Source organism: Bradyrhizobium amphicarpaeae (genome assembly GCF_002266435.3).
GTDB classification, from domain to species: Bacteria; Pseudomonadota; Alphaproteobacteria; order Rhizobiales; family Xanthobacteraceae; genus Bradyrhizobium; species Bradyrhizobium amphicarpaeae.
In genome coordinates, this window is the sequence record NZ_CP029426.2 from 2,332,473 (window position 1) to 2,357,584 (window position 25,112).

22 protein-coding genes are annotated in these 25,112 nt (G+C 64.9%); 14 read left to right on the forward strand and 8 right to left on the reverse strand.

All coding sequences use genetic code 11. The features are described 5' to 3' along the window. Complete coding sequence (locus tag CIT40_RS10810) at positions 1-873, reverse strand: MurR/RpiR family transcriptional regulator (RefSeq protein ID WP_094892458.1); 873 nt, start codon at positions 871-873, stop codon at positions 1-3. Between the two features lie 89 nt (positions 874-962). On the opposite strand from CIT40_RS10810, the gene CIT40_RS10815 reads away from it, so the two are divergent. Further along, the gene (locus tag CIT40_RS10815; RefSeq protein WP_094892459.1) at positions 963-2,150 is read left to right on the forward strand and encodes an amino acid ABC transporter permease; all 1,188 of its coding nucleotides are present in this window, start codon (positions 963-965) and stop codon (positions 2,148-2,150) included. Positions 2,151-2,152: 2 nt separating this feature from the next. After that, complete coding sequence (locus CIT40_RS10820) at positions 2,153-3,259, forward strand: amino acid ABC transporter permease (protein ID WP_094892460.1); 1,107 nt, start codon at positions 2,153-2,155, stop codon at positions 3,257-3,259. Between the two features lie 151 nt (positions 3,260-3,410). Here CIT40_RS10820 and CIT40_RS10825 read toward each other — a convergent pair whose 3' ends face one another. After that, positions 3,411-4,829, reverse strand: a complete 1,419-nt coding sequence (locus CIT40_RS10825; protein ID WP_094892461.1) for an amidase — start codon at positions 4,827-4,829, stop codon at positions 3,411-3,413. Between the two features lie 117 nt (positions 4,830-4,946). Further along, positions 4,947-5,723, reverse strand: coding sequence for an SDR family oxidoreductase (locus CIT40_RS10830; RefSeq protein WP_094892462.1), 777 nt, complete (start codon positions 5,721-5,723; stop codon positions 4,947-4,949). A 156-nt stretch (positions 5,724-5,879) separates the two neighbouring features. Between CIT40_RS10830 and CIT40_RS10835 the strand changes: the two genes are divergently transcribed. Continuing rightward, a complete protein-coding gene (locus CIT40_RS10835; protein ID WP_094892463.1) occupies positions 5,880-6,953 on the forward strand; it encodes a tartrate dehydrogenase in 1,074 nt (357 codons plus the stop codon). A gap of 118 nt (positions 6,954-7,071) precedes the next feature. Here the strand turns inward: CIT40_RS10835 and CIT40_RS10840 are convergent, their stop codons facing one another. From CIT40_RS10840 to CIT40_RS10855, 4 genes are all read right to left on the reverse strand, one after another. After that, the gene (locus CIT40_RS10840) at positions 7,072-8,145 is read right to left on the reverse strand and encodes a malate/lactate/ureidoglycolate dehydrogenase (RefSeq protein WP_094892464.1); all 1,074 of its coding nucleotides are present in this window, start codon (positions 8,143-8,145) and stop codon (positions 7,072-7,074) included. Positions 8,146-8,290: 145 nt separating this feature from the next. Then, complete coding sequence (locus CIT40_RS10845) at positions 8,291-9,202, reverse strand: NAD(P)-dependent oxidoreductase (protein ID WP_094892465.1); 912 nt, start codon at positions 9,200-9,202, stop codon at positions 8,291-8,293. 12 nt (positions 9,203-9,214) lie between these two features. Continuing rightward, positions 9,215-10,465 (reverse strand): Zn-dependent hydrolase, encoded by a 1,251-nt coding sequence (locus CIT40_RS10850; protein WP_094892466.1) that lies wholly within the window; start codon positions 10,463-10,465, stop codon positions 9,215-9,217. 32 nt (positions 10,466-10,497) lie between these two features. Then, positions 10,498-11,415 (reverse strand): LysR family transcriptional regulator, encoded by a 918-nt coding sequence (locus tag CIT40_RS10855; RefSeq protein WP_094892467.1) that lies wholly within the window; start codon positions 11,413-11,415, stop codon positions 10,498-10,500. Positions 11,416-11,534: 119 nt separating this feature from the next. Here CIT40_RS10855 and CIT40_RS10860 point away from each other — a divergent pair, with 119 nt between their 5' ends. The 6 genes from CIT40_RS10860 to CIT40_RS10885 all read left to right on the forward strand — a co-directional run bounded on the left by CIT40_RS10860 (position 11,535) and on the right by CIT40_RS10885 (position 17,197). Next, complete coding sequence (locus CIT40_RS10860) at positions 11,535-12,350, forward strand: putative hydro-lyase (RefSeq protein WP_094892468.1); 816 nt, start codon at positions 11,535-11,537, stop codon at positions 12,348-12,350. 89 nt (positions 12,351-12,439) lie between these two features. Further along, positions 12,440-13,684, forward strand: coding sequence for an ABC transporter substrate-binding protein (locus CIT40_RS10865; RefSeq protein WP_162307439.1), 1,245 nt, complete (start codon positions 12,440-12,442; stop codon positions 13,682-13,684). A 280-nt stretch (positions 13,685-13,964) separates the two neighbouring features. Next, positions 13,965-14,798 (forward strand): branched-chain amino acid ABC transporter permease, encoded by an 834-nt coding sequence (locus tag CIT40_RS10870; RefSeq protein ID WP_244612001.1) that lies wholly within the window; start codon positions 13,965-13,967, stop codon positions 14,796-14,798. After that, positions 14,798-15,781 carry a branched-chain amino acid ABC transporter permease gene (locus CIT40_RS10875; protein ID WP_094892471.1) on the forward strand — a complete coding sequence of 328 codons (984 nt, stop codon included), beginning with the start codon at positions 14,798-14,800 and terminating at the stop codon, positions 15,779-15,781. Before CIT40_RS10870 ends, CIT40_RS10875 begins: the two co-directional genes overlap by 1 nt. Continuing rightward, positions 15,778-16,509, forward strand: a complete 732-nt coding sequence (locus CIT40_RS10880) for an ABC transporter ATP-binding protein (RefSeq protein WP_094892472.1) — start codon at positions 15,778-15,780, stop codon at positions 16,507-16,509. Before CIT40_RS10875 ends, CIT40_RS10880 begins: the two co-directional genes overlap by 4 nt. Continuing rightward, complete coding sequence (locus CIT40_RS10885; RefSeq protein ID WP_094892473.1) at positions 16,493-17,197, forward strand: ABC transporter ATP-binding protein; 705 nt, start codon at positions 16,493-16,495, stop codon at positions 17,195-17,197. The genes CIT40_RS10880 and CIT40_RS10885 overlap by 17 nt, the downstream gene beginning before the upstream one ends. Before the next feature lie 230 nt (positions 17,198-17,427). On the opposite strand, the gene otnC is transcribed toward CIT40_RS10885, so the two are convergent. Then, entirely contained in the window at positions 17,428-18,132 is a 705-nt protein-coding gene (otnC, locus tag CIT40_RS10890) for a 3-oxo-tetronate 4-phosphate decarboxylase (protein WP_162307440.1), read from the reverse strand. Positions 18,133-18,236: 104 nt separating this feature from the next. Here otnC and ltnD point away from each other — a divergent pair, with 104 nt between their 5' ends. The 5 genes from ltnD (at position 18,237) to CIT40_RS10915 (ending at position 25,038) form a co-directional block, all read left to right on the forward strand. Continuing rightward, complete coding sequence (gene ltnD, locus CIT40_RS10895; RefSeq protein WP_094892475.1) at positions 18,237-19,154, forward strand: L-threonate dehydrogenase; 918 nt, start codon at positions 18,237-18,239, stop codon at positions 19,152-19,154. Between the two features lie 14 nt (positions 19,155-19,168). Beyond that, entirely contained in the window at positions 19,169-19,951 is a 783-nt protein-coding gene (gene otnI, locus CIT40_RS10900) for a 2-oxo-tetronate isomerase (RefSeq protein ID WP_094892476.1), read from the forward strand. Continuing rightward, positions 19,948-21,237 (forward strand): 3-oxo-tetronate kinase, encoded by a 1,290-nt coding sequence (gene otnK / locus CIT40_RS10905; RefSeq protein WP_094892477.1) that lies wholly within the window; start codon positions 19,948-19,950, stop codon positions 21,235-21,237. Before otnI ends, otnK begins: the two co-directional genes overlap by 4 nt. Positions 21,238-21,404: 167 nt before the next feature. Continuing rightward, the gene (locus CIT40_RS10910; RefSeq protein WP_094892478.1) at positions 21,405-23,096 is read left to right on the forward strand and encodes a methyl-accepting chemotaxis protein; all 1,692 of its coding nucleotides are present in this window, start codon (positions 21,405-21,407) and stop codon (positions 23,094-23,096) included. 247 nt (positions 23,097-23,343) lie between these two features. Then, positions 23,344-25,038, forward strand: coding sequence for a methyl-accepting chemotaxis protein (locus CIT40_RS10915; RefSeq protein WP_094892479.1), 1,695 nt, complete (start codon positions 23,344-23,346; stop codon positions 25,036-25,038). The last annotated feature ends 74 nt before the right edge of the window (positions 25,039-25,112 follow it).

Here is a 25,112-nt window from a genome sequence, read left to right on the forward strand (position 1 = left end):
TCAACCTTTCTCCGAAACGTAGGTGGAGGCAGCAGCGAGCCGCGCCTCGGTATGCTCCAGGCGCTTCTTCGCGGCGACGCCGCCGAGCGCGAACGTCACTGCAGCCAGCGACTGCGCGATCGCGATCGCGCCGGTGAGACTCGGGAAGAAGCCGGGAGAAGAGGCTGCCTCGAACAGCAGGACGTGGTCGGCCCCCTCGGCCATCGGTGCCGAGAGGCTGTCCGCGATGGTAATCAGCGTTGCGCCGCAATGATGGGCGGCTTGCGCGACGCGGACGCTCGCATGCGTGTAGGGCAGGAAGCCGATGACGATGACGGCCTCGCCACGGCGGAAGGCACCGAGGTCGAGATCGTCGGGGCCCGACGTTCCGATGAGTTGCACCTGTTCGGGACGGAACAGCCGCAGCTCGTAGTTCAACAGCTCGGCGACGCTGCGGCAGCTGCGATAGCCGGCAATCCAGATCCGCTTGGCCTCATGCAGGGAGCGCGCGGCCTCCGCAATCGGCTGGGCCGGAATGCGTGGAAGTCCGGCGGCTTCGGCCTCGAGCTTGTCGGTGACCAGCGAAACATCGGCATTCGGGCCGGGCCGGCGGCTTCTGGCGCGGCCGGAGAAGGGTGCGGTCTGCGAGGGACGCCGCGCCTCGGTCAGTGCTGCGCGCAATTCGTCCCAGCCCGAATAGCCGATCGCCTTGGCGAGCCGCGTGAACGCGGCGGGATCGGCGCCGGCTTCGGCCGCGAGGTCGCGCATCGAGCGGGTGGTGGCATCGTAATCGTTGGCGGCGACGAAGCGTCCGACTTCCTGCAGCCGCATCGGCAACGAAGGCAATGCAATGCGCAGTTCGCTCAGTGGCGAGGATTTCGCGGGCTCGGCCATGAAACATTTGTTGCACGACTTTTGGATTGGTGCAACAGTTGACGTGCCGCTGCCGGAAATCGCCGCCTCTCGAGAAGGATTTTTGCGCTGTGACCACAGACACGTCGAGGCCGCCGCCGCGCCCCCGCTTTTTCGGCGCATGGGGGCCCCGCGAGCTGAAGGGCCTGTTCTGGCAGGTGCTGGTGGTCGCGATCGTCGTTGGCGTTGTCGGTTTTCTCTGGTCCAACACCGTCACCAACCTCTCGGCGCGCCGCATCACGACCGGGTTTGCCTTCCTCGGCCGCGAGGCCGGCATGCCCATCGCCGACAGCCTGCTGGCCTATAATCCGAGAGACAGCTATCTCTGGGCTTTCGTCGTCGGCGTCGGCAACACCCTGCGCATCGCCGTGATCGGCATCTTGCTCGCGACCATCGTGGGGACGCTGATCGGTATCTCGCGATTGTCGGCCAACTGGCTGCTGTCACGCCTTGCCGCCGTCTATGTCGAAACGCTTCGCGACATCCCGCTGCTGCTTCAACTTCTGTTCTGGTACGTGCTGATGCAGGCGCTGCCGGCCGCGCGCGCGGCATGGCGGCCGATCGAGGGCGTGTTCCTGTCCAATCGCGGCCTGATCCTGCCGGCAATTCCGCTTGGCCCGCCGCAGCTCTGGGTGCTCGGCACGGCGGCGTTCGGCCTTGCCGCGGTCTATCTCATCCGCCGATGGCTGGTTGCTCAGCAGATGCGCGACGGCAAGCCGCGGCCGGTATGGCCCTTTGCGGTGAGCTTGATCCTCGGGTTGCCCGTGGTGGTGTCCGTCCTGCTTCGCGTGTCCTGGACGATCGAATGGCCGGCGCTGCGCGGCTTCAACTTCGTCGGCGGGCTGACGCTTGCCCCGGAATATTTCGCGCTGCTGATCGCGCTGGTCACCTACACCTCGGCCTTCATCGCCGAGATCGTGCGTAGCGGCATCCAGTCCGTGCCACGCGGACAGTGGGACGCCGCCAACGCGCTCGGCCTGCGCCGCAGCTTCATGCTGCGGCAGATCATCCTGCCGCAGGCGCTGCGCGTCATCGTGCCGCCGATGACCAGCCAGTATCTCAACCTGACCAAGAACTCCTCGCTTGCGGTCGCGATCGGCTACCAGGACGTGGTCTCGATCGCCAACACCACGCTGAACCAGACCGGGCAGGCCATCGAAGCCATCGCACTGATCATGGCGGTGTTCCTGACCATCAGCTTGTCCATCAGCTTCTTCATGAACTGGTACAATTCGCGCATCGCGCTGGTGGAGCGCTGAGCATGACCGTGATCGCCGACATCCCCGACGCACCGCGTGCCGCCCGCCGTCCACAGATCGGCAATCCGGTGCTGCGCTGGCTGCGCACCAATCTGTTCTCGTCGATCCCGAACGGCATTCTCACCGTCGTGCTGCTGGCGGTGCTCGCCAAGGGCATCTTCAGTTTCGTGCAGTGGGGTATTGCCAATGCCGTATGGTTGACGCCGGCGAACGATTCCAGCCCCTGCCGCGCGGTGCGCGGCCTCGGCGCCTGTTGGGCGATCATTCCCGAGAAGTACCGCTTCATCCTGTTCGGCACCTATCCGTTCGACGAGCAGTGGCGGCCGGCGCTGTCGGTGCTGCTGTTCATCGCGTTGTATTTTCTCTCCACCCGCCGCGCCTTGTGGCGGCGCGAGCTGGTTCTTCTCTGGATCGGCGCGCTCGCGCTGATCAGCGTGCTGATGTGGGGCGGCGTGCTCGGCCTTTCCTTTGTCTCGCAGGATCGCTGGGGCGGTTTGCCGGTGACGCTGATCCTGGCGACGTTAGGTCTCGCATTCGGCTTCCCGCTCGGCATTCTCGTCGCGCTTGGCCGGCGCTCGAAGCTGCCGGCGATCCGCTCGCTCAGCGTGCTCTATGTCGAGCTGATCCGCGGCGTGCCGCTGGTGAGCCTCTTGTTTATGGCGAGCGTGATGTTTCCGCTGTTCATGCCCGCTGGATTCAACATCGACAAGCTGCTGCGCGCCCAGGTCGCGATCATCCTGTTCGCCGGCGCCTATCTCGCGGAGGTCATCCGCGGCGGCCTGCAGGCCGTGCCGCGCGGGCAATATGAAGCGGCTGATGCGCTGGGGCTGTCCTACTGGCGCAAGCACCGGCTGATCGTGCTGCCGCAGGCGATCCGCCACGTCATCCCGCCGCTGGTCAATACCTTCATCGCCTTCTTCAAGGACACCAGCCTCGTCCTCATCATCGGAATCTTCGATCTGCTGACCACGGCCAAGACGGCAATCATCGATCCCGCCTGGCAGCAATTCTCGGTCGAGGTCTACATCTTCGTCGCCGCGATCTATTTCATGTTCTGCTTCGCGATGTCGCGGTACAGCAGGAGCCTGGAGGCAACGAGCGGAAGGTGAGTTATCTCGTGTCCCGGACAAGGTGCAGCGCGCAAGCGCTGCGCCGCAGAGCCGGGACCCAGGGATGCACGGGAAGTCGTGGAGGCATGGACCCCGGCTCTGCAGCGCACCACTGAAGAAGCGCTGCGCTGCGTCCGAGGCACCAGAGGGGTTATTTCTTCACCTTCGGATCGATCGGCGTCGTCCCGCGCAGGTCCAGAATATCCTCCAGCACCTTCGCGCCCGCGAGCACCTGTGCGTCCGCGCGCGGCGCGCCGACGACCTGCACGCCGACCGGCAGGCCCGAGGCGGTGAAGCCGCAGGGCAGCGACAGCGAGGGGCAGCAGGCCAGTGTGATGGCGTAGACGATGCCGAGCCACTCGACGTAATTGTCGAATCGCTTGCCCGCACATTCCGCGACATAGCGGTGCTCGATCGGGAATGGCGGTACGATCGTGGTGGGCGTCAGCAGGAGATCGTAGGTCTTGAAGAACTCGACCGCGCGCGCCGTCATGCCGACGCGCTGGGCCTCGGCGCGTTCGAGCTGCTCCACCGTGAGCTTGAGGCCTTCCTCGATGTTCCAGATCACCTCGGGCTTGAGCAGGTCGCGCTTGGTGCGCAGCAGATTGGCCTTGGTGATCGCGAAATCGAAGGCGCGCAGAACGTGGAAGCATTCATGCGCCTCGCGCCAGTCCGGATGCGCCTCCTCGATGATGGCGCCGGCCTCGGCAAAGCGTTCCGCCGCCTTGCGCGTGATCGCCTTCACCTCGGGATCGACGGGCGTGATGCCGAGATCGGGTGAATAGGCGATCCGCTTCGGCTTCCTGCCTGACTGTGCCGCCGACAGGAACGAGGTCGTGGGCGCCGGCAGCGACAGCGGGTCATCCGCGAAATCGCCGCTCATGGCATCCAGCAGCAGCGCGAGATCCTCGACGTTACGCGCCATCGGACCGACCACGCCGAGATTGCGATCGATGCCGGATTTGGGGGTATGCGCGACGCGGCCGATGCTCGGGCGCATGCCGACGACGCCGCAGAAAGCCGCGGGGCTGCGCAAGCTGCCGCCCATGTCTGAGCCCTGCGCCAGCCAGGCCATGCCGGTGGCCAGCGCCACCGCGGCGCCGCCGGAGGAGCCCGCCGCGGATTTCGAAATATCCCAGGGATTGAGGGTTGCGCCGAACACTTCGTTGAAGGTGTTGGCGCCGGCGCCGAATTCCGGCGTGTTGGACTTGGCGTAGACCACCGCGCCGTTGGCTTCGAGATTCTCGACCATGAGGTCGGACTTGGCGGGAATGTTGTCCTTGAAGATCGGCGAGCCCTGCGTGTTCAACACGCCTGCGACGTCGGTCAGATCCTTGATCGGCACCGGCATGCCTGCGAGCAACCCACGCGCACCGGCCGGCTTCTGCATCAGCGCCTTGGCGTTGTCGCGCGCGCGATCGAAGCACAGCGTCGGCAGCGCGTTGACCTTGCCGTCGACCTCACCGATGCGCTTCTCCAGCACATCCAACAGTTCGAGCGGCGAGACGTCGCCGGACCGCAGCTTGTCGACGACGGCGCATGCGGATTCGTGGATCAGGTCTTTAGACAACTATTTTACTCCCATGCTTACTGTGTTCGTCATTGCGAGGAGCAGAGCGACGAAGCAATCCAGGGTCCCTCCTCGGCAACGGTCTGGCTTGTTTCGCTGCGCTCGCAACGAGATAAACTAACTCCAGCCTGCGCTGATGCCGCCGTCGACCGTGTAGATCACGCCCGAGGTATAGCCGGCGCGGTCCGACGCCAGGAATGCCATGAGGTCGCCGATCTCGCGGGCATGCGCGGGGCGGCCGAGCGGCAGGCTCTTCTGGAATTCCTTGTAGCGGCTCTCGTCGCCGAACTGGTGCTTTGCCCGCGTCTTGAGCAGCGTGACGTGCCGGTCGGTGCCGACGGGGCCGGGATTGATGCCGACCACCCGGATGTTGTCGGCGAGACTTTTCCCGCCGAGCGCGCGGGTGAAGGCCATCAGCGCGGCATTGCCGGCGCTGCCGCAGATGTAGTTGGCGTCGAACTTTTCGCCGGCCGCCCCGATGTCGTTGACGATGACCCCGCCGCCCTTGGCCTTCATCTGCGCGTAGATCTGCCGCGTCAGGTTGATGTAGCCGAACACTTTCAAATCCCAGGCGTGACGCCAAATGGCCTCGTCGATCTTGTCGATCGAGCCGCCGGGGATGTCGCCGGCATTGTTGACGAGCACGTCGATGTCGGCGGCTTCGCCGGCGAGCCGCGCCAGATCCTCAGGCTTGCGCAGGTCCACGACGCTCGTCGCGGCATCGATCTGGTGCGCGGAGCGCAGGCGATCCGCCAGCGCCTTGAGCTGATCGCCGCTGCGCGCGGCGAGCAGGAGGTTCGCGCCTTCCTCGGCAAACGCTTCGGCGGCGGCGGCGCCAATGCCCTTGGAGGCGCCCGTGATCAGGACGCGCTTGCCACGCAGATGCAGATCCATGAGGTTACTCGCTCGGTGGGGAACTGGATGAAACCAGTAGGCGCTCGGCCGCGCCATGGTCAACATTGCAGTGCAGCGTTGCACTGCCGCTGCGTTTGGTCCATTGCAGTGCGGTCAAAAAAGCGGCGGCTGCCGGACCAACCAAGGACGTTCTCGATGAGCAAGAAGCAATACCGGATCGCGGTCATTCCCGGCGATGGCATCGGCAAGGAAGTGATGCCGGAGGGCCTGCGCGTCCTGGAGACGGCGGCGAAGAAGCACGGGGTCTCCCTGCATTTCGACCATTTCGACTTCTCGTCCTGGGACTATTACGAGAAGCACGGCCAGATGATGCCTGGCGACTGGAAGGAGAAGATCGGCAAGCACGACGCGATCTATTTCGGCGCGGTCGGCTGGCCGGCCAAGATTCCCGATCACGTCTCGCTGTGGGGCTCACTGATCAAGTTTCGCCGCGAGTTCGACCAATACGTGAATTTGCGGCCGGTGCGGCTGATGCCCGGCGTGCCGTGCCCCCTCGCCAACCGCAAGCCCGGCGACATCGACTTCTGGGTGGTGCGGGAGAACACCGAAGGCGAGTATTCCTCCGTCGGCGGCCGCATGTTCCCGGACACCGACCGCGAGTTCGTGACGCAGCAGACGGTGATGACCCGCACCGGCGTCGACCGCATCCTGAAGTTTGCCTTCGAGCTCGCACAGTCGCGGCCGAAGAAGCATTTGACCTCGGCGACCAAGTCGAACGGCATCTCCATCACCATGCCCTATTGGGACGAGCGCGTGGAGGCGATGGCGAAGAAGTTTCCCGGCGTGAAGTGGGACAAGTACCACATCGACATCCTGACCGCGAATTTCGTGCTGCATCCGGACTGGTTCGACGTCGTGGTCGGCTCGAACCTGTTCGGCGACATCCTCTCCGACCTCGGTCCGGCCTGCACCGGCACGATCGGCATCGCGCCATCAGGCAACATCAACCCCGAGGGTGATTTCCCCTCGGTGTTCGAACCGGTGCACGGCTCGGCGCCTGACATCGCGGGGCAGGGCATCGCCAACCCGATCGGCGCGATCTGGTCGGGCGCGATGATGCTTGATCATCTCGGCGAGAAGGTCGCGGGCAAGTCGATCGTCGAGGCGATCGAGCGCACGCTGGCCGAACGTACGCTCCGCACCAAGGACCTCGGCGGCAACGCCGACACCACGGCCTGCGGCAAGGCGGTCGCGGATATGGTGGATTGACCTTCGTAGGGTGGGCAAAGGCGCTAAGCGCCGTGCCCACCTCTTCCATCACGGAAAATTCGATCAGAAGTGGTGGGCACGCTTCGCTTTGCCCACCCTACAATCCGCGTCAGGTCAATCAACCCGCGATCTTCTCGATCGCCGCCTGATCCAGCCCGAACTTCTTTCCGGCCTCGATGATCTCCTGCCAGGTGGTTGGATCGACCGGAATGCCTTCGGCCAAGCGCTTCTTCTTGGTCTCGCGCTCGGGCTCGCCGGCGATCTTGACCTTGTCGACGCCGGCGGCCGGCGGCGAGCCGGTGTGCCAGGCGACGAAGCTCTCGACTTCACGGGCGAGGTTCTCGCCGGTGCCGAGCTTGCCGGGGTCGATCACGATCGAGAGCATGCCGTTGAGGACGTTGTGCTTGCCGTCGGACGGGCCCTTGACCACCTGACCGCCGGAGAGCGCGCCGCCGAGGATTTCGCACACCAGCGCGAGCCCCGAGCCTTTGTGCTCGCCGAACGGCAGGATGGCGCCGTGCGGCGGGATCACGGTGTAGCGCGGGTTGACGGTCGGCTTGCCCTCGTTGTCGATGATGGTACCGGGCTCGAGCTCGACGCCCTTGTTGTGGGCGACGCGGGTCTTGCCTTGCGCGATCCGGCTGGTGGCGAAGTCGAGCACGATCGGGTCCTTGCCCCTGCGCGGGATGCCGACGCAGAACGGGTTGGTGCCGTGGCGCGCATCGCTGCCGCCCCACGGCGCAACGATCGGGCGGGAAATGACGTTGACGAAGTGGATCGAGACCAGCCCGTGGTCGATGCACTGCTCGGCCCAGTGGCCGATGCGGCCGATGTGATGCGAGTTGGAGAGGCCGACGAGGCACACGCCGTTTTGCTTGGCGCGGGCTGCCGCCAGCTCCATCGCTTCATGTCCGATCACCTGGCCGTAGCCGGTGACGCCGTCGAGGGTGAGCAGCGGCCCGGTGTCGAGCACGGTCTTGACGTGCGCGTTCACGGCGAGGCCGCCGTTGACGACGCTCTGGACGTAGCGCGGGATCATGCCGACGCCGTGGGAGTCGTGGCCCTTGAGATTGGCCTCGACCAGATTGGTGGACACCAGTTCGGCCTCGCGGTCCGAGGAGCCGCCGGCCTTGACGATGGCGCGGATGGCGTTGGTGAGCGGCTCTGCCTTGATGGTGCGATAGTCGGCCATTGTTGCTCTTATCCCTTCGCGATTTGGCGGGGAGTGTAGGGTGGGTTAGCCGAAGGCGTAACCCACCGCTTCTGTCCCCGCGGAATAGAAAAAGGTGGGTTACGCCCTGCAGAGGCGCTTCGCGCCTCCGCAGGGCTGACCCACCCTACGAATTCACGATCCGGCGGCAATGAACCCATGCCGCTTCAATAAGATTTTCGCTCGCCTCCGGCGTACGGAACGCCGAATGCGCCGACAGCGTCACGTTGGGAATCTTCGTCAACGGATGATCGCCGGGCAGCGGTTCGATGTTGAAGACGTCGAGCCCGGCATGGCGGATGTGACCTGACTTCAGCGCATCGATCATGGCGGCCTCGTCGACAACAGCGGCACGGGCGGTGTTGATGAGGATGACGCCCGGCTTCATCTTTGCGATCTTCTCGCGCGTGATCATGCCGCGCGTCTCGTCGTTGAGCAGCAGATGCAGCGATAAGACGTCACTCCTTGCCAGCACGCTGTCGAGATCGGTGAATTCGACACCCGGATGGCTCTTCGGCGAGCGGTTCCAGGCGATCACCTTCATGCCGCTGCCGGACGCAATACGCGCGACCTCGGCGGCAATGCCGCCGAAACCGATCAGGCCGAGTGTCTTGCCGGTGAGCTGCATGCCGTCTTCGCGCAGCCAGTTGCCGTCGCGCATCTCGCGATCCATCATGGCGATGCCGCGGGCCGAGGCCCACATCAGTGCGATCGCGGATTCGGCGACCGCAGTGTCGCCATAGCCCTTGATCAGATGCACGGAGATGCCGAGTTCAGCCAGCTCCTCCGGGTTCATGTAGCTGCGCGCACCGGTGCCGAGGAACACGACGTGCTTCAGCCCCGCACACTTCTTCACCACCTCGGTCGGCAGCGCGGTGTGGTCGACGATCGCGATCTCGGCGCCGTCGAGGATCTCGGGGTATTGCTCGGGCTTGATATCGGGATCCCTGTGGATCCGCACCTTGGGATCGCCGGGCTTCTCGAGCCGCTCCATGATCACCGCAAGCGCTTCATTGGCGTCGACGAAAACTCCGCGCATTATTCTCTCCGGTCAGGATGCGACGCCGGCGATCGCCAGCACGGTATGCATGAGAACGTTGGTGCCCGCGGCGCAATCGGGCTGCGTGGCGTCTTCCAGCTCGTTGTGGCTGATGCCGTCCTTGCAGGGCACGAACACCATCGCCGCCGGCATCACGGTGTTGAGGTTGCAGGCGTCGTGGCCGGCGCCGGAGGTGATGCGGCGCGAGGAATAGCCGAGCGTCTTGGCCGCGTTCTCGACCGCCGCGACCAGCTTGGAATCGAAATGCGTCGGCGGCTTGCGCCAGACCAGGTCGATCTTGACCTCGACCTTGCGACGCGCGGCGATCTCCGCAATCGCGGCGCGCAAATCGCGATCGAGCGCGTCCATGATGGCGCCGTCCGCGCTGCGGCAGTCCATGGTGAAGGCGATCTCGCCGGGAATGACGTTGCGCGAAGGATTTGCGATCACGGCCTCGCCGATGGTGCCGACCGCCTTGGGCCCGTGCTTCCTGGCGATCGCCTCCATCGCCAGCACGATCTCCGACAGCGTCGCCAGCGCATCGCGGCGCAGCGGCATCGGGGTCGAGCCGGCATGGCTCTCGAAGCCGGAGATCTTGCCGTCGTACCAGAGCACGCCCTGGCCGGAATCGACGATGCCAATGGTCTTGCCTTCGGCCTCCAAAATCGGACCTTGCTCGATGTGCAATTCGACGAAGCAGCCAAGCTTCTGGAAGCCGACCGGCTTGTCGCCGCGATAGCCGATGCTGTCGAGCGCCTGGCCGACGGTCGTGCCGTCGATGTCCTTGCGCGACAAGATGTCGTCGGTGGTGAAGTCGCCGACATAGGCCGCGGAGGCCATCATCGCGGGCGCGAAGCGCGAGCCTTCCTCGTTGGTCCAGTTGACGACGCAGATCGGAGCTTCGGTCTCGATGCCGGCATCGTTCAGCGTCCGGATGACTTCGAGCGCGCCGAGCGTGCCCAGGATGCCGTCATACTTGCCGCCGGTCGGCTGGGTATCGAGATGCGAGCCGATGCCGACGGGCGGCTTCGACATGTCGCGGCCCTTGCGCAGGCCGAACTGAGAGCCGAGCGCGTCAGTGTGCACCTCGAGACCTGCGTCCTCGCACGCCTTGCGGAACCAGTCGCGCACCTGCTTGTCTTCGCTGCTCAGCGTCAGCCGCCGCACGCCGCCCTTGGCCGTCGCGCCAAATTGCGCGGTCTCGTGGATGGAGCCCCAGAGGCGGGCGGAATCGATTTGCAGATTGGTGGCGGCTCGGCTCATGCGGTCGTTCTCTCTTTCGTCCGGCGCCTTTTTCAATGCCGCGCCAGCGCGGGCGCGTCAACTGCGAGGCTGCTCTGCGCAATCTGCCGTGCAAGCTCGGCGACGCGCTCCACGGCGACGACGTCGGGCGAGGCGAGCCAGCTTGCGGTAAAGGTCAGCGGTGCGATCGCGAGATCGGTGTCGAGCAGCTGCAGCCGCCCGTCGGCGAGCTCCTTTTCGACGATCGCGTCGGGGATCACGGCGACGCCGAGCCCTTCGACCGCCATGTGGATGACGGTGGCGAGCGACGCGGACGCATGCAGCCGGATCGGCGGCAGCTCCGGCCGGTCGAATACCTCGCGCACGACCTCGTAAGGCTTCGTCTTGCGCGGGAAGGTGATGATCGGAAACCGCGCGAGCTCGGCCGGTGTCACCCGGCCTTTGCCGAGGCCGAGCGAAGGGCTTGCGAGGAAGCCGATCGGGTAATCGGCGAGCACGCGATTGTGCACGCCGGACGCCGACAGCGGTCCGACCACGAAGGCAAGCTCGATCTCCTGCGCGAGCAGGCGCGCGGTGAGATTCGGCGTGATGTCGACCTCGATCTCGAGCGACAGGTTCGGATAGACTTGGTCGACGCTCTTCACCAGGCGCGGCAACCAGGTGTGCACGATGGTCTCGGCAACGCCGAGCCGCATGACGCCGCGCATTGCGGAACGGTCACCGATCTCTGCCATCATCTGAGCGCGCAGTCCGATCAGCTTCTCCGCATAGACCATCATCTGCCGGCCCGTCGGCGTCGGGGAGGCCACGCGATGATCGCGGTTGAGGAGCTTGACGCCCATCTCGCGCTCGAGCTGGGCGATGCGCTGGGAGATCGCCGGCTGGGTCGTATTGAGCCGTGCTGCGGCGCCGCGGAAGCTGCCGAGCTTTACGACCCAGAGAAAAGTCTCGATCGACCTGAAGTCAAGCATTGGATGGATTTTCCTCATCGATAAATTGAATTTATCGATATCGATTAGAAAGGACGATTAGACTTTATAGCACGCTTGGTGTTGGCTGTCTTTGTCGAGTTTATAGGCAGGTCGATTACATGACTGTTTTGGTGGCAATGCAGCAAACTGAAATGCCCGACGCCCTTCCGAGCCGCAAGGCGCGGCTTGCCTACCGGCAAGGGCTGGTCGCTTCCACCGCCGGCGTCGCCCCCGGCTTCGTCCAAGGCAATCTGGCGATCCTGCCGGCGGAATATGCCGGCGCCTTTCATCGCTTCTGCCAGCTCAATCCGAAGCCGTGCCCGATCATCGGCATGTCCGATGTCGGCAGTCCCTACATTCCTTCGCTTGGTGCCGATCTCGACATCCGCACCGATGTGCCGCGCTACCGCGTATGGCGCGACGGCGAGGTCGTCGACGAGCCGACCGATGTGACGAAGCATTGGCGCGACGATCTCGTGACCTTCGTGCTCGGCTGCTCGTTCTCGTTTGAAGAAGCCTTGCTCGACGAGGGCATGCCGATCCGCCACATCGAGCTCAATGTGCGGGTGCCGATGTATCGTACCAACATCGCCTGCGGCGAGGCCGGTCCGTTCGCCGGTCCCATGGTGGTCTCGATGCGTCCGTTCAAGCCCGCCGATGCCATCCGCGCCGTGCAGATCACCTCGCGTTATCCCGCCGTGCATGGCGCGCCCGTGCATCTCGGCCATCCGCATCTGATCGGCATCAAGGACATCGCCAAGCCGGACTACGGCGATCCGGTGCCGGTCGCCGACGACGAGATTCCGGTGTTCTGGGCCTGCGGCGTGACACCGCAATCGGTGATCAATGCCGCCAGGCTCCCGTTCGCCGTTACGCATTCGCCCGGCCTGATGCTGGTGACGGATCTCAAGAACAGGACCATGGCCGTGATTTAGTGGGCAGCGTTTGCTGCTTCTTCGAGCTTTACCGCATCCGTCAATCGCTTCATTCGATCAGTCGAAATTCAGTCAAAGAGGACTCTGCCATGACGATCACTCGCCGCGACGTATTGTTGGGTGCCACCGCAACTGCAGCGCTGGTGCCGCTGGCTGCACGTGCACAGACTTCGGAAGTCGTGATCGGCGTGATCTATCCGTTCTCCGGCGGCAGCGCGCAGCAGGGCGTCGATGCCCAGAAGGCCTATGAGACCGCGCTCGAGGTCATCAACAAGGCCACCGATTTCGACCTGCCGCTGGCCAAGGGCGAGGGCCTTCCGGGTCTCGGCGGCGCCAAAATTCGCCTCGTGTTCGCAGACCACCAGGCCGATCCGCAGAAGGGCCGCGCCGAGGCCGAGCGCCTGATCACGCAGGAGAAGGTCTCTGCCATCATCGGCACCTATCAGAGCGCGGTCGCCGTCACCGTCAGCCAGATCTGCGAGCGCTACCAGGTCCCGTTCGTCTCCGCCGACAATTCCTCGCCCAGCCTGCATCGCCGCGGCCTGAAATATTATTTCCGTGCTGCGCCGCATGACGAGATGTATTCGGCCGCGATGTTCGACTTCTTCGACGCCTTGAAGAAGAAGGGCACCAAGATCGAGACGCTGTCGCTGTTCCACGAGGACACCATCTTCGGCACCGATTCCGGCAACGCCCAGGCCAAGATCGCCGGCGAGCGCGGCTACAAGATCGTCACCGACATCAAGTATCGCGCCAATTCGCCCTCGCTCTCAGCCGAAGTGCAGCAGCTCAAGTCCGCCAATGCCGACGTGCTGATGCCCTCGAGCTACACCACCGACGGCATCCTGCTGGTCAAGACCATGGCCGAACTCGGCTACAAGCCGAACGCGATCGTGGCGCAGGACGCCGGCTTCTCCGAGAAGGCGCTCTATGATGCCGTCGGCGACAAGCTCGAAGGCGTGATCTCGCGCGGCACCTTCTCGCTCGACCTCGCGCAGAAGCGCCCGATGGTCGGCAAGATCAACGACATGTTCAAGGCGCGCTCGGGCAAGGATTTCAACGACCTCACCTCGCGCCAGTTTATGGGTCTGATCATCCTCGCCGACGCCATCAACCGCGCCAAGTCGACCGACGGCGAGAAGATTCGCGATGCGCTTGCCGCGACCGACATCCCGGGCGAGCAGACCATCATGCCCTGGAAGCGCGTCAAGTTCGACGAGATGGGCCAGAACAACGACGCCGACCCGGTCCTGCTGCAGTATATCGGCGGCAAGTTCGTCACCATCTTCCCGCCGCAGGCCGCGATTGCGGAAGCGGTCTGGCCGATGAAGTAAGCGACAACCACCGCCGTCATCCCCGCGCAACCGCGAAGCGGTTGTCGCTGGAGGTGCGAGCCTTGCGATGCCAAGCATCGCAAGGTGAAGCCTCGAAGGATGGGTCGGCGGTGCGCTTGCGGCCATCCTTCGAGGCGCGCAAGAGCGCGCACCTCAGGATGACGGCCGTGGTGTGGAGGTTCGTTGCGCTCGCAATGACGGAGCGAGGGACGATGTTTCGGACGGGGGACAGACTTTGACAGCCCAAGCCATTATCCAGAGTCTCGCGAGCGGCCTTCTGATGGGCCTGCTGTACGGACTGATCGCGGTCGGCCTCGCGCTGATCTTCGGCCTGATGGACGTCACGAACTTCGCCCATGGCGAGTTCCTGATGATCGCGATGTACCTGTCCTTCTTTCTGTTCGCGTTCTTCGCCATCGACCCCTTGCTGTCGGCGCCATTGGTCGCCGCGGCCCTGTTCGTGTTCGGGGCGGTGATCTACCTCTTGATCGTACGCTTCGCCATGCGGGCCAAGGCCAATGCCGGCATGGTGCAGATCTTCACCACTTTCGGCCTTGCCATCGTCATGCGCGGCCTGGCGCAGTTCTTCTTCACGCCGGACTATCGCAGTATTCCGCACTCCTGGCTTGGCGGCAAGACCATCTCGATTGCCGGCATCTTCCTGCCCGAGCCGCAATTGGTCGGCGCACTGGTCTCGATCCTCGCTTTTGCCGGTCTTTATTTCTTCATCCACCGCACCGATTTCGGCCGTGCGCTGGAAGCCACCCGCGAAGATCCAGGCGCAGTCGCGCTGGTCGGCATCGACAAGAACCGCGTGTTCGCGTTCGGCTGGGGCCTTGGGGCTGCGCTGGTCGGTCTCGCCGGTGCGATCATGGCAAGCTTCTTCTATATCTATCCTGATGTCGGCGCGTCCTTTGCCTTGATCGCCTACGTCACGGTGGCGCTGGGCGGCTTCGGCAGCGTGTTCGGCGCCTTTGCCGGCGGCATCATCGTCGGCCTCGTCGAAGCCACCACCGCGCTGGTGCTGCCGCCGTCGCTGAAATCGGTCGGCATCTACGCGGTCTATCTGCTGGTCGTCTTCATCCGGCCGCGCGGCCTGTTCGGATCGATCTGATGGACAAGGATTTTGCAGCGCGGCGTCGCCGCGACCTCATCATCGCTGCATTGCTCGCCGCGATTGCCGCAGCGACGCCCTTGTTCGTGAAGGATGTCGTCGTCCAGAACATCCTCATCCTGACGCTGTTGTATGCGGGCTTGTCGCAGAGCTGGAATATCCTGTCCGGCTATTGCGGCCAGATCTCGCTCGGGCACGCGCTGTATTTCGGCCTTGGCGCCTACACCACGGAGTTGCTGTTCACGAAGTTCGGCGTGCTGCCGTGGTTCGGCATGCTGGCGGGCGGCGTGGTGTCGGCGCTGATCGCGATGGGATTGGGCTATCCCTTCTTCCGACTGCGCGGCCATTATTTCGTGATCGCCACCATCGTCATCGCCGAAATCGGACTGCTGCTGTTTCACAACTGGGAATGGGCCGGCGCCGCGATGGGCATCACCATTCCGATCCGCGGCGACAGCTGGCTGAAATTCCAGTTCCTGCGCACCAAGCTGCCGTACTTTTATTTCGCGCTGGCGCTGTGCTGCCTCGCCTGGTTCGTCACCTGGTGGCTGGAGAACTCGAAATGGGGGTTCTGGTGGCGGGCGGTCAAGGACAATCCGGACGCAGCCGAGAGCCTTGGTGTCGACGTGTTCAATTCCAAGATGGGCGCGGCCGCCGTCTCCGCCTTCCTGGTCGCGGTGGGTGGCAGCTTCTACGCCCAGTTCGTCTCCTATATCGATCCCGAAAGCGTCATGGGCTTCCAGTTCTCGCTGCTGATGGCGCTGCCCGCCGTGCTCGGTGGCATCGGGACCCTGTGGGGGCCGGTGTTGGGGGCCGCCATCCTGATCCCGCTGACGGAGCTGACCCGCTTCAAGTTCGGCGGCTCGGGCCGCGGCGTCGACCTCATCGTCTACGGCACGCTGATCGTCCTGATCTCGCTGGCCTTGCCGCGGGGCCTGTTGAGCCTGTTTTCACGCCCGAAGAAGACGGGGACCGCACGATGACCGCGCTTCTTGAAACCCGCGGCGTCTGGCAGCGGTTCGGCGGCCTCGTCGCCAACAGCGACGTCTCGATCTCGGTCGGCCGCGGCGAGATCGTCGGCCTGATCGGCCCCAACGGCGCCGGCAAGTCGACGCTTTTCAATCTGATCGCCGGCGTGCTGCCGCCGACGCAAGGATCGATTCTGTTCGACGGCGAGGACGTCACCCACATGCCGGCGGCGGAACGTTGCCAGCGCGGTGTCGGGCGCACTTTCCAGGTGGTCAAGAGCTTCGAGACCATGACCGTCGTCGACAACGTGATCGTCGGTGCGCTGGTGCGCAACACCGTGATGCGCGAGGCGCGCCGCAAGGCGCACGAGGTGCTGGAGTTCACCGGCCTTGCCGCGCGCGCCGACGTGCTCGCCAGCGACCTCGTGCCGGCGGAGAAGCGCCGCCTCGAAGTTGCGCGAGCGCTCGCGACCGAGCCGAAGCTTCTGCTGCTCGACGAAGTCCTCACCGGCCTGACGCCGACCGAGGCGCAGACCGGTGTCGCGCTGGTGCGCAAGGTGCGCGATACCGGCATCACCGTGCTGATGGTCGAGCACGTCATGGAGATCGTGATGCCTCTGGTCGACCGCGCCATCGTGCTCGACCTCGGGAAGGTGCTGGTCGAGGGCAAGCCTAACGACGTCGTCCGCGATCCCAAGGTGATCAGCGCATATCTGGGAGATCGTCATGCTGTCGGTGCGTGAAGTCACGACCGCCTATCAGGGCCTGGTCGCGATCTCCGCGATCTCGATCGAGGTCCAGAAGGGCGAGATCGTCTGCGTCGCCGGCGCCAACGGCGCAGGCAAGTCGACGCTGCTCAAATCCATCGCCGGCGCCGAGCGGCCGCGCTCGGGCACCGTGACGTTCGACGGCAAACAGCTCAACGGCATGGCGCAGCACCATATCACCGCGGCCGGCATCGCCTACGTGCCGGAGAACCGCCGCCTGTTTCCGCGCCTGTCGGTGCGCGACAATTTGCGCCTCGGCAGCTATCTGTACCGTGGCGAGGCCGACCGCGAAGGCCCGCTCGATCTCGTCTTCCAGCTGTTTCCCCGCCTGGCCGAACGCCTGGAGCAGCGCGCCGAGACGCTCAGCGGCGGCGAGCAGCAGATGCTCGCGATCGGCCGCGCGCTGATGACGCGTCCGCGGCTGCTGATGCTGGACGAACCCTCGCAGGGCATCATGCCGAAGCTGGTCGACGAGATCTTCCAGGCGGTTCTGCGCATCCGCGATGCCGGCATGACCGTGCTGATCGTCGAGCAGCGCATGGCCGAGTGCCTCGAGATCGCCGACCGCGCCTACATCCTGCAAACCGGCCGCGTGCTGATGCAGGGCCCGGCCGCCGAGATCAGGGGCAATCCGGATGTCAGGAAGGCGTATCTGGGGCTATAGCTACAAGCACACTGCCGTAGCCCGGATGAGCGCAGCGATATCCGGGGCCGCCGTTCCCGCATATCGCTGCGCTCATGCGGGCTACAACCCGCTAAAACCCGCGCATTACACAAGCTCCGCCGTCATCCTGAGGTGCGCGCTTTTGCGCGCCTCGAAGGATGAGCCGCCAGCGCCTATAGCCCATCCTTCGAGGCTCCCGGCGCGATGCAAAGCATCGCGCCAGGCGCACCTCAGGATGACGTCGGTGTGTGTGGTTCGTGCCCATGCTCCGGCAGCGTCACCCCGAACACCTTCACCAGATCCGTCACCTGCTCCGGCGTGAGATACCGCGGGTTCATCCCGCGCAGCAGCAGGTACAGCTTCGCCGTTTCCTCCAGCTCCTCGGTCGCGAACACCGCGGCCTCCAGCGTGTCGCCGGCGACGACCGGGCCGTGATTGGCGAGCAGCACCGATGAATATTTGCCCGCCAGTCCCTTGATCGCATCCGCAACCGCGGGATCGCCGGGGCGGTAGTAGGGCACGAGCGCGGTGGCGCCGCATTTCATCAGATAATAGGCCGTCATCGGCGGCAGAACGGCGCGCGGGTCGATCTCCGGCAGCATCGAGAGCGCGACCGAGTGTGTCGAATGCAGATGCACGATGGCGCGTGCAGTGCCGCGCGTGTCGTAAAGCGCTGTGTGCAGCGGAACTTCCTTGGTCGGGGCATCGCCCGATACCAGCTGGCCGCTTTCGTCGAGCCGCGACAGCTTTGCGGGATCGAGGAAGCCGAGCGAGGCATTGGTCGGCGTCACCAGCCAGCCGCCACCGTCCAGCCTGACGCTGATATTGCCGGAGGAGCCGGGCGTCAGCCCGCGCTCGAACAGGGACCGTCCGAAGCGGCAGATGTCTTCGCGCAGCCGCGTCTCGTTGCTCGCTTCAGGTCTCATGGCCGTCATGCCCGCTTGTCTCACGCTTTGGCAGCGCGGCCAAGCCGTGATATCGGTTCGCCGAGCCGCCGCAAAAGCCGGCCGTCCGGGAAACGTTCGCAAGGGTTAGTTGCATGTCCGCCTCCATTTCACAGAATCAGCGCATCGCCGTCATCGGGCTCGGCTCGATGGGCTTTGGCATGGCGACCTCGCTGAAACGCGCCGGCCACGCCGTCACCGGCTGCGACGTGTCGGCCGAGGCGGTCGCGCGTTTCGTGAAGGATGGTGGTGCGGGTGCCAAGACGCCGGCCGAGGCGGCCAAGGGCGCGGACATCGTCGTCAGCGTCGTCGTCAATGCCGCGCAGACCGAGGCGATCCTGTTCGGCAAGGATGGTGTCGCCGAGACCATGCCCGAAGGCAGCGTGTTCGTGTCGTCGGCCACGATGGACCCCGACGTGGCGCGGCGCCTTGCGAAGCAGCTGGAGACGACCGGCCGGCATTATCTGGACGCACCGATTTCCGGCGGCGCGCAGCGCGCCGCGCAAAGCGAGCTGACGATCCTCGCCTCCGGCAGCCCCGCCGCGTTTGCGAAAGCGCGACCCGCGCTCGACGCCATGGCGGCAAAGCTCTACGAGCTCGGCGATGCCGCCGGCCAGGGCGCCGCCTTCAAGATGATCAACCAGCTGCTCGCCGGCGTGCACATCGCCGCCGCCTCGGAGGCAATCGCGTTCGCGGCCAAGCAGGGCCTCGACATCCGCAAGGTCTACGAGGTGATCACGGCGTCCGCCGGCAATTCCTGGATGTTCGAGAACCGCATGCTGCACGTGCTGGACGGCGATTATACCCCGCGCAGCGCGGTCGAGATATTCGTCAAGGATCTCGGCATCATCCAGGACATGGCGCGTAGCGCGAGATTCCCGGTGCCGGTCTCCGCCGCCGCGCTCCAGATGTTCCTGATGACATCAGCCGCCGGCATGGGCCGCGACGACGACGCCTCGGTGGCGCGCATGTATGCGCAGGTCACCGGCGTCAAGCTGCCCGGCGACAAGTAAAGAAGAGGATTCCAATGCCCCGTTTCGCCGCCAATCTCTCGATGATGTTCACCGAGGTGCCGTTTCTCGACCGCTTCGATGCCGCTGCGGCAGCCGGCTTCACCGCGGTCGAGTTTCTCTTTCCGTACGAGCATCCCGCCGAGGCGGTCGGCGAGCGCCTCAAGCGCAACGGGCTGACCCAGGCGCTGTTCAACCTGCCGCCGGGCGACTGGAACGCCGGCGAGAAGGGTTTTGCCGCGCTCCCCTCGCGCTTCTCCGAACTCAAGGCGGGCCTGGAGACGGCGCTGCCTTACGCAAAAGCCACCGGCGTCAAGCGGCTGCATTTGATGGCCGGCATCGCCAATCGCGGCGAGCGCGTCGCGATCGAGGCGTTCTACAAATCGGTGGCATGGGCCGCGGAGTTCTTCGCCCCGCACGGCATCGATATCGTGCTCGAGCCCATCAATGCGCGCAACGTGCCCGGCTACTTTCTCAACGATTTCGGCTTTGCGCGCGATCTGATCCAGGAGTTGAGGCTTCCGAACCTGAAGCTGCAGTTCGACATCTATCACTGCCAGATCATTCATGGCGACGTCACCATGCGGCTGCGCGAGATGATGCCGATCATCGGCCACATCCAGATCGCCAGCATCCCCTCGCGCAACGAGCCCGACGGCGAGGAGCTGAACTATCCGTTCCTGTTCGAAGAGCTCGACCGGCTCGGCTATGCCGGCTTCGTCGGCTGCGAGTACAATCCGCGCGGCAAGACCACCGACGGTCTTGCCTGGTTCAAGCCTTACGCTGGAGTGAAGCCGTGACACTTGCAGCGAAAATCTCTCTTGGCTGCATCGCCGACGATTACACCGGTGCCTCCGATCTCGCCAATACCCTGACGCGCGCGGGCCTGCGCACGGTGCAGACCATCGGCGTGCCCGCGGACGATCTCGCACTGCCCGAGGTCGATGCCGTCGTGGTGTCGCTCAAAAGCCGCTCGATCGAAGCTGGCCTCGCCGTGTCGCGCTCGCGTGCGGCTGAAGCTTGGTTGCGCGGCCGCGGTGCTGGCCATGTGTTGTTCAAGATCTGCTCGACCTTCGATTCCACAGACGCCGGCAATATCGGCCCGGTCATGGACGCGCTGCGCGCTGATTCCGGCGAGGGCGCCGTGCTGGTGACACCGGCGTTCCCGGAGACCGGCCGCACCGTCTACCAGGGCAATTTGTTCGTCGGCGCGGTGCCGCTGAACGAGAGCCCGCTGAAGGACCATCCGCTCAACCCGATGCATGATTCCAATCTGGTGCGCGTGCTGGCGCGCCAGAGCAGGACGCAGATCGGTCTCGTCGACCTCGCCACCGTCGCGCGCGGAGTGGATGCCGTGCGGGCGCGGCTGGCCGAACTGGTGACCAAGGGCATCGGCGCCGCCATCATCGACGCCGTCTTCGACCGCGACCTCGAGACCATCGGCCTCGTCGCCGCCGGGCACCGGCTGTCGGTCGGCGCCTCCGGCATCGGCCTCGGGCTCGCGCGTGCCCTGGTGTCGACGGGCAAAGTCAAACCAGCCAGGGCGAGCAGCGAGACCGGCACGGCCGTCGGCGGACCGGCGGCCTGCCTCGCCGGGAGCTGCTCCCAGGCGACGCTTCAGCAGGTTGCCAACGCCGAACGGGTCATGCCGGTGCTGCACCTCGATCCCGACCGTATCATTACGGGGGGCGGCGAAGCACAGCGCGCGCTGGAGTGGGCGAGGCCGCGGCTTGCGGAGGGTCCGGTGCTGATTGCCTCGAGCGCCATGCCCGACCAGGTCGCCGCACTGCAGGCGCGGCACGGCCGCGACGCGGCCGGCCACGCGATCGAGCAGGCCATGGCCGATATTGCAGAAAACCTCGTGAAATCAGGCGTCAGGCGCTTGGTTGTCGCCGGCGGGGAGACTTCCGGTGCGGTGGTCGACCGCCTCGAAATCCCCGGCTTCCTCGTCGGCGCGGAGATTGCCGCGGGCGTTCCGGTGCTGCGTGCCGTCGGTGCTCAAGCAGGTGAAATGCTGCTCGCATTGAAGTCCGGAAACTTCGGCGGCGCCGAGTTCTTCGCCGACGCGCTTGGGCTCATGCGCTGAGCGCAGAGCGTTTTTAGCGGCCTGTTCATCTCTTTCGGGCTCCGTACTCGTACGGAGTCGTAGTTAACATCTGCGCAGGTGCTCTGGTGTTGGATGTGGGTGCTGCTCCTTTTGGTTGATTCGCAAAGCTTCCGGACGCGCACCGCGCCAGCACAAAGAGACTCATTATGTTCGCCACCATCTCCATTCGCGCCAAGATCATCAGTGTCGTGGCATTCCTGCTGGTCGCAATGGCCGGCATGGGCCTGCTCGCCGTGATGAAAATGCGGGCGATCAACTCCAACACCGTCGACATCACCACGAATTGGCTGCCCAGCGTGCGTGTGATCGGAGATCTCCGGGCCGGCGTCATCACGTACCGCAACGTCATCCGCGAGCATATGCTTTCGGAAACGCTGGAGGAGAAGCTCGCGGCAGAAAAGACGCTGGCGACCGTGATCGAGGCGAACACCAAATTCCGCAAGACTTATGAGGCGATGATTACCTCTCCGGAAGAACGCGCCCTCTACGACCAGTGGTCCAAGACATGGGAGTCGTACAAGAAGGGGACCCAGGACGTCATGGCGCTGTCGCGCCGGGACGCCGGTAAGATTCCGCACGAAGCGCACGAGCTGAACACGAAGACGGTCAACAAGATCGGACTTGAGGCCGATGCCATCCTGGCCAAGGACATCGACCTCAACAACAAGGGCGGTGATCAAGCCTCCGTTGAGGCCTCTGATACTTATAGCCATGCCCTCATGCTGGTCTCGATCATTCTCGGCGCGGCCGTGATCATCGGCATCGGCGTGGGCGTCTACCTGGTTCGCGACGTCTCGAAGGGCATCGACTCGATCATCGAGCCGATGCAATCGCTCGGCAGGGGGGACCTCTCCGCCGAGGTCCCGCATCGCGGTGAGAAGACGGAAATCGGCGCCATGGCCGACGTGCTCCAGATCTTCAAGGAGGCTCTGATCGCGAAGAAGGCCGCCGACGAGGCCGCGGCCGCGGATGCCGAAGCCAAGATCGAGCGCGGCCGCCGCGTCGACAACGTCACCCGCGAATTCGAGACCATGATCGGCGAGATCGTCCAGACCGTGTCGTCGGCTTCGACCCAGCTGGAGGCCTCCGCCTCGACGCTGACCTCGACCGCCGACCGTTCCCAGAGGCTGGCGACCACCGTTGCCAGCGCTTCGGAAGAAGCCTCGACCAACGTGCAGTCGGTGGCCTCGGCGACCGAGGAGATGGCCTCGTCGGTCGGCGAGATCAGCCGTCAGGTGCAGGAATCGGCGCGGATGGCGGGCGATGCCGTCGGCCAGGCCCGCGCCACCACCGAGCGGGTCAGTGAGCTGTCCAAGGCGGCGTCCCGCATCGGCGACGTGGTCGAACTGATCAACACCATCGCCGGCCAGACCAACCTTCTCGCCCTGAACGCGACCATCGAAGCCGCGCGTGCCGGTGAAGCCGGTCGCGGTTTTGCCGTGGTTGCTTCCGAGGTGAAGGCGCTCGCCGAGCAGACCGCGAAGGCGACCGGCGAGATCGGCCAGCAGATCTCCGGCATCCAGGCGGCGACCAACGACTCCGTCGGTGCCATCAAGGAGATCTCCTCGACCATCGAGCGCCTGTCGGAGATTTCGTCGGCGATTGCGGCCGCGGTGGAAGAGCAGGGCGCGGCGACCCAGGAGATCGCCCGCAACGTGCAGCAGGCTGCGCAGGGCACCCAGCAGGTCTCCTCCAACATTACCGACGTGCAGCGCGGCGCGACCGAGACCGGCACGGCCTCCTCGCAGGTGCTGTCGGCCGCGCAAATGCTGTCGAACGACTCGGGTCGGCTGAAGAGCGAAGTCAGCAAGTTCCTGACCAACGTCCGCGCGGCCTGATCCCTGATCCGATCAAAAACGACGAGCGGCGCCAAAAGCGCCGCTCGTTTCGTTTGGGCGGTAGCATGATGTCGCTTACAAGTAGCAGTTTGATGGATTACCCGTAGTGTCACGGGCGAGACGTTTCACGGATGGTTAAGTCGTATTTACGAGAATCTGCGCAGAGCCGCCCTTCGGAGGGCAGGCTGACTGCGGGCGGTTCCCGATTTGAGATGATCTTTATTCAATACGGGCTTTGGGGGCTCCGATGCGCAAGAATTTTCCGGTCACGGATGTCGAATACCCGGTCAGCGACGAGACACTGATCGTCTCGCGGACCGACCTGAAGGGCAAGCTCACTTATTTCAACGAAGACTTCCTCGCCGCGGCCGGTTTCACGTCGGCCGAGCTGATGGGGCAGCCGCACAATATCGTGCGCCATCCCGACATGCCGCCGGAGGCGTTCGACAATCTCTGGGATACGCTGAAGGCCGGCAAGCCGTGGCTCGGCGCGGTGAAGAACCGCCGCAAGAACGGCGACTTTTACTGGGTGCTGGCGACGGCCTCGCCGATCCGGGAGAATGGCGAGGTCAAAGGTTACACCTCGATCCGCACGAAACTGCCGGCCGACCAACGCAGGCTCGCCGAGGAGGTCTACGCCGCGATCCGCGAGAAGAAGTCGCATGGTTATCGCATCGACGCTGGCATCATCCGTCGCCGCTCGTGGCTCGACCGCTTCAGCGTCTTCACTGGCACGCTGAGAGCGCGCCTCGTCACGACGATGGTGCTCCAGGTGCTGTTCATGCTCGCGCTCGGCGTCGGCGGCGCGCTCGCCTCCGGCGGTTCGGCCAGCATGATGCTGTCGGCGCTGGCCGTCGTTGGCGCCGCCGTCGGCGGCTTCGCCGGTCTTGCGACCATGCGCGCGATCCAGGGCCCGATGCAGCAGCTCAACGAGGTCCTCGTCAACCTCGTGCAGGACAAGTTCGACAACCGCATCGTGATCGAGCGCGACGACGAGATCGGCGAGGCGCTGCGCAACCTCCAGACCGTGCAGACCATCATCCGCTTCAGCCGCGACGAGGTGCAGGCCGTGCAGCGCCGTGCCGAGACGCAGCGGAAATCCGACATGACCAAGCTCGCCAACGGCTTCGAGGCCGCGATCGGCGAGATCGTCGAGACGGTGTCGTCGGCCGCAACCGAGCTCGAGGCGTCGGCCTCGACGCTGTCCTCGACCGCGAGTCGGTCGCAGGAACTGGCCACGGTCGTCGCCAGCGGTTCCGAGGAAGCGTCGGCCAATGTCCATTCGGTGGCGTCTGCCGCCGAAGAGATGTCGTCATCAGTGCGGGAGATCAGCCGGCAGGTGCAGGACTCATCCAGAATCGCTCGCGAGGCGGTTACCCAGGCTCAGGCGACCACCGAGCGCGTCGGCGAGTTGTCGCGGGCCGCGTCGCGGATCGGCGATGTCGTCGAGCTCATCAACGCCATCGCCGGCCAGACCAACCTGCTGGCGCTGAATGCCACCATCGAGGCGGCGCGGGCCGGTGAAGCCGGCCGTGGCTTCGCCGTGGTGGCATCCGAGGTGAAGGCCTTGGCGGAGCAGACAGCCAAGGCGACCGGCGAAATCGGCCAGCAGATCGGCGGCATCCAGGCCGCAACCCAGGAGTCGGTCAGCGCCATCAGCGGCATCAGCGGCACCATTGCACGCCTCTCCGAAATATCTTCGGCGATCGCTGCGGCCGTGGAAGAGCAGGGTGCAGCGACGCAGGAAATCGCCCGCAACGTGCAGCAGGCCGCCCAGGGTACTCAACAGGTCTCGTCCAATGTCGGCGACGTCCAGCACGGCGCCACCGAGACCGGCGCGGCGTCCTCGCAGGTGCTGTCGGCAGCGCAGATGCTGTCGCGCGATTCCAACCGTCTCAAGCTCGAGGTCAGCAAGTTCCTGAACTCCGTCCGCGCTGCCTGAGCCAAGCCGCCGCATGGCTGTGATGTCTATTTTGCAGTGCGGTAGCAGGGAAGTGACTGCAGGATAGTTCTGGT